Source organism: Deferribacterota bacterium (genome assembly GCA_034189185.1).
Lineage (GTDB): Bacteria > Chrysiogenota > Deferribacteres > Deferribacterales > UBA228 > UBA228.
On record JAXHVM010000156.1, the window covers coordinates 1 to 4,271 of the forward strand.

6 protein-coding genes are annotated in these 4,271 nt (G+C 28.5%); all 6 read right to left on the reverse strand.

Annotation, left to right across the window (positions count from 1 at the left end):
- A partial coding sequence (gene raiA, locus SVN78_08885; GenBank protein ID MDY6821719.1) for a ribosome-associated translation inhibitor RaiA occupies nucleotides 1-156 on the reverse strand: 156 nt, incomplete at its 3' end.
- On the reverse strand, nucleotides 134-1,540 hold the full coding sequence (gene rpoN, locus SVN78_08890) for an RNA polymerase factor sigma-54 (GenBank protein ID MDY6821720.1): 1,407 nt from the start codon (nucleotides 1,538-1,540) through the stop codon (nucleotides 134-136). The genes rpoN and raiA, both read right to left, overlap by 23 nt.
- Nucleotides 1,540-2,259, reverse strand: a complete 720-nt coding sequence (gene lptB / locus SVN78_08895; protein MDY6821721.1) for an LPS export ABC transporter ATP-binding protein — start codon at nucleotides 2,257-2,259, stop codon at nucleotides 1,540-1,542. Before lptB ends, rpoN begins: the two co-directional genes overlap by 1 nt.
- The gene (gene lptA, locus SVN78_08900; protein ID MDY6821722.1) at nucleotides 2,249-2,722 is read right to left on the reverse strand and encodes a lipopolysaccharide transport periplasmic protein LptA; all 474 of its coding nucleotides are present in this window, start codon (nucleotides 2,720-2,722) and stop codon (nucleotides 2,249-2,251) included. Before lptA ends, lptB begins: the two co-directional genes overlap by 11 nt.
- Nucleotides 2,712-3,173, reverse strand: coding sequence for a hypothetical protein (locus SVN78_08905; protein ID MDY6821723.1), 462 nt, complete (start codon nucleotides 3,171-3,173; stop codon nucleotides 2,712-2,714). Before SVN78_08905 ends, lptA begins: the two co-directional genes overlap by 11 nt.
- Before the next feature lie 159 nt (nucleotides 3,174-3,332).
- On the reverse strand, nucleotides 3,333-3,842 hold the full coding sequence (locus SVN78_08910) for a hypothetical protein (GenBank protein ID MDY6821724.1): 510 nt from the start codon (nucleotides 3,840-3,842) through the stop codon (nucleotides 3,333-3,335).
- Nucleotides 3,843-4,271 lie beyond the last annotated feature (429 nt).

Here is a 4,271-nt window from a genome sequence, read left to right on the forward strand (position 1 = left end):
TATCTCAGCAGAATGCACGTTTCTTTGAACCTCTAAAATAACACTTACGTCCAAAACATAATCAAAATACTTATCAATACGCTTTAACTTTTTTTCAATGTAATTTTTGATAGCATCTGTTAACTCTAAATTCTTAGCAGTTATTTTTACATTCATTGCTCGACCTCTCTTTTCTCCTATATTTTTTTGAAGGTATATTTAATTCTTCCCTATATTTTGCAACAGTTCTTCTTGCAATCTTTAAACCGTACTCTGTTAGCATGCTAGATATCGTACTATCAGAATAAGGATCATTGCTTGGTTCACTCTTAACTATATTCTTTATCAATTCTTTTACGCGATCAACACTAAAACTTCCATCACTTGTTTTAAAACCTTTTTTAAAAAACATTTTCAATTCAATAACACCGTACATAGTGCTTGCATACTTTCCAGATACAACCCTACTAACAGTTGATTCATGTAATCCAGAAATCTTTGCAATATCCTTTAGCTTCATCGGCTTTAAATACTCAAAGCCTTTAATAAAAAAATCTTTTTGATAATCTACAATTGCTTTTGTAACTTTTACAAGCGCATCATCTCTTTGATACAAGCTCTTTATAAACCACTCTGCATTTTTTATCTTTTCTGCAATATATTCTTTTGTCTTTTCATCAATATTATCTTGTTTAACAAGTTTTTTATAATAATTATTGATCCTAATAGGTGGTATATCTTTATTATTAATAGCTACGTGTAATTTATTATTAATCTTATATATGAAAACATCGGGGTATATATATTTTATTTGTTCCCCAAAAGATAGGCCAGGCTTTGGATCGGCTTTATTTATAATATTTTTCAAATAATTATAATAACTATCTGTTAGATTTAACTTTTCTATAATATCGCTTTCCCTCAAATAAGGGTTACTCTCATATAAATCAATAATCTTTTCTATGTCCTTCAATATTTTTTGGCTTATATTAAGTTCGCCTAATTGATTCAATATACATTCTTTTAGATTTCTACTTGCAATACCTGGAGGGTCAAAATCCTGAACAATTCTTAATATCCTAACAACCTCATCTTCGCTAACTTTAAAATATTGGGCAACCGATGATATGTCTAATTTAAAAAAACCATTATCATCTAAATTGCCTATAATATATTCTGCAATTTCTTTGCAGCTACCCTTTAAACCACTTATATTTAATTGAAATAATAAGTGTTCTTCAAGGGATTGTTTGCTAGATACAAAATTTTCATAATTATATTCATTCTCACCATCATTCTTACTATAAGATGTTTTTACACCTTTGTAATTAAAATCACCTAAGTTGCTATAATAAATCTCATTTTTGTTTTTTTTATAATCTATATTTTTTATATCATAGGATTCCTCTAAAAGAGGGTTAGATTGTAGGGTGCTATTAATCTCTAATAAAATATCCGATATATTCATTTGCAACACACTGAGGGAAAGCCTCATCTGTGGGGTTATTATCAATTTTTGCTGTGGTTTAATATTTAAGTTTAGCCCTAGCTTGTTTCTCATTATAAACGAAAACCTTTCCCTAAATAATAGTCAATAACCTTTTCATGGTTGATCAATGAAGCAGGATCACCTTCAGCCAGAATTGCACCATTATATATTATATAAGCTCTATCAGTAATTGAGAGGGTTTCTTTCACATTGTGATCTGTAATCAAAACGCCTATATTTTTCTTCTTTAGATTAAAAATCATCTCCTTTATTTCAATTATAGATATAGGATCTACACCAGTAAAGGGTTCATCCAACAAAATTATTTCAGGATTTAATGAGAAGGTTCTAGCTATCTCAACTCTCCTCCTCTCACCTCCAGATAGAATATAACCCTTTGAATTTCTAACTTTCTCTAAGTCAAAATCAGCTATTAATTGTTCTGTCCTTTCTCTAATATACTTATTATCTCTATATCTTAATTCAAGTACAGCGTAAATATTCTCATAAGCTGTTAATTTTCTAAAAATTGAGGCCTCTTGTGGTAAATAACCAAGTCCTAACAAAGCTCTTTTATATATAGGCATATTTGTAATGTTTCTGTCAAAAAATGTTATTTTACCACTATCTGATTTAATAATGCCAACAAGCATATAAAATGTTGTCGTCTTGCCCGCTCCATTAGGACCTAACAACCCAACAATCTCACCCTTTTTAACACTTAAATTTATTTTATTAACTACTGTATTATTCTTATAAACTTTACATAGATCTTCGGCGCTAAGGGACATTAGTAGTATTATCCTCCTTTTTCTCCGGTTTAAATATAACTATAACCCGCCTATTTTTTCCTTTTTTTACCTGAATTTCATTTGTTTTGTTGTTGTAAACAATCTCTTCCCCTTCTAAGTAGTTGTTATCCTGCCATATTCTTACACCACCATAAAGGTAAAATATATCCTTGTCTACATCATACTCTGCCTCTTTAGCAGTTGAGGTAATATCATCTTTAACTATCTTAACATCGCCTTTACAGACAATTTTATCTACTTCATCATTTTCTCGCATATAAACATACATCTTTTTAGAGTATATTATAATATCATCATAAACTGCCTTAACATTACCTTCGAATAGTGAATAGTTATCATCACTAAAATATTTTAACGAATCAGATTCAATTTTTACACTGTCTTTCAAAGCATTTATACATATAAGAGACATTAAACATATTATAAATAATCTAATTCTCATATTTAACCCTTACTCCTTTTGAAAAATATAAAGCCCTCTTTTCCTTAAATATTTCAAGTTTACCCGCCTCAACACTATTGCCTTTCTCTGATATCTTTACCCCTCCTTCCATTATACCATAGCCTTTAGTAATATAGAATTCAAAAATACTATTATTATCTCCAAAAAAACTTACATCATTTATTTTACCCTTAATACTACTTCTTAATGTAATTTTTTTATCTTCTATGTATACACATTTTTTTGCTGTAGCTAAAACATCAATATTGTTGGCAACATATCTAATACTACAATTATCAAGTGATGCATATTTACCTTGCTTACTAATATAAGCCCTACTTGCCTCAACCTTAGCTCTGCCACCTGTAGGCAAATTTCTATCTAAAACTAGATTATTTATTATCATAACTGATTTATTGTCATTATCACCCTCTTGTATAAAAGATTCCATTTTCTGCATTTTAAATACAATAATCATAGCCACAGACAAAATAATTAAAATTGTAAAAATAATTATTATAATTTTTAATTTTTTCATTTTTAATATTTGTTAATAGGATTTTATACCCATACTATCATAAAGCAACATATATAAATATAAAATAAAAATTTAAATGAAGAAATAGGGATCCACATCTATTTTAATCCTCATATAGCCTTTTTTTATTTTATTGAATTTTTCTTTAATAAGATAACAATAATCAAGAATTATATCTTTATTTTTAGCTTTTATTAAAAAATTATATCTATAATTATCTCTCAATTTAAAGATTGGCGCTGTAGAGGGGCCGATTAGGGTTACATCTTTATTATCTTTTACAGATTCAACTAGATCTTTAATAACATTATACAAATGATCGTGTTTTTTTGATTGCACAATAACTCTTATAATATTAACAAAGGGGGGATAGCTATATATTTTCCTTCTTTTAATATCAAAATCATAAAATGTCTCAATCTCTTTATCTATAAAACTAAAAAGTGGATTATCAATTCCATAAGATTGAATATAATATTCATAAGCTTTGCTAAATTGATCAATTTTACCACTAAACTTATAGAGGAGCCTCATTATCTTCTCATAAATTCTAAAATCAGGCAAATTGATTATATTTTCCATACTCATGATAATAGCTGTGTCAATATTAAGATTATCAAACCTTCTAAGAAGTGCAAAGGTTCCAATCAATATATCATAATCTGAATTTTCTATTCTTTTGATAAGATTATTAGCATCTTTTTTTTCAACGTCATATTTATCGATTTTTAATATAGAGACACCTTCAAATATATTTTTTAATGCCTCATAAATATTTTCTATACCAAAACCAAAATCAAAAAAATCCTTACTACCACATTTGCTACAAACAATATCTATCTTTTTGCCACAATAATTACATAGACAATAACCTTTACTCCTATAATATGTAGCATTTACTGGTCGCCGAAGGCAACCAAGCCACCTATGAAGTCAGTCTATCCAACGCCACGGAAAACGACGTCACCATCAACTTAGCGTTAAGCAACGGCACCGCCGAAAGCAACGACT

What these genes read in the sequence shown, in the direction of transcription:
- lptA (MDY6821722.1), bottom strand. Translation starts at nt 2,722, where the DNA reads ATGAGAATTAGATTATTTATAATATGTTTAATGTCTCTTATATGTATA.
- rpoN (MDY6821720.1), bottom strand. Translation starts at nt 1,540, where the DNA reads ATGAGAAACAAGCTAGGGCTAAACTTAAATATTAAACCACAGCAAAAA.
- SVN78_08905 (MDY6821723.1), bottom strand. Translation starts at nt 3,173, where the DNA reads ATGGAATCTTTTATACAAGAGGGTGATAATGACAATAAATCAGTTATG.
- lptB (MDY6821721.1), bottom strand. Translation starts at nt 2,259, where the DNA reads ATGTCCCTTAGCGCCGAAGATCTATGTAAAGTTTATAAGAATAATACA.
- SVN78_08910 (MDY6821724.1), bottom strand. Translation starts at nt 3,842, where the DNA reads ATGGAAAATATAATCAATTTGCCTGATTTTAGAATTTATGAGAAGATA.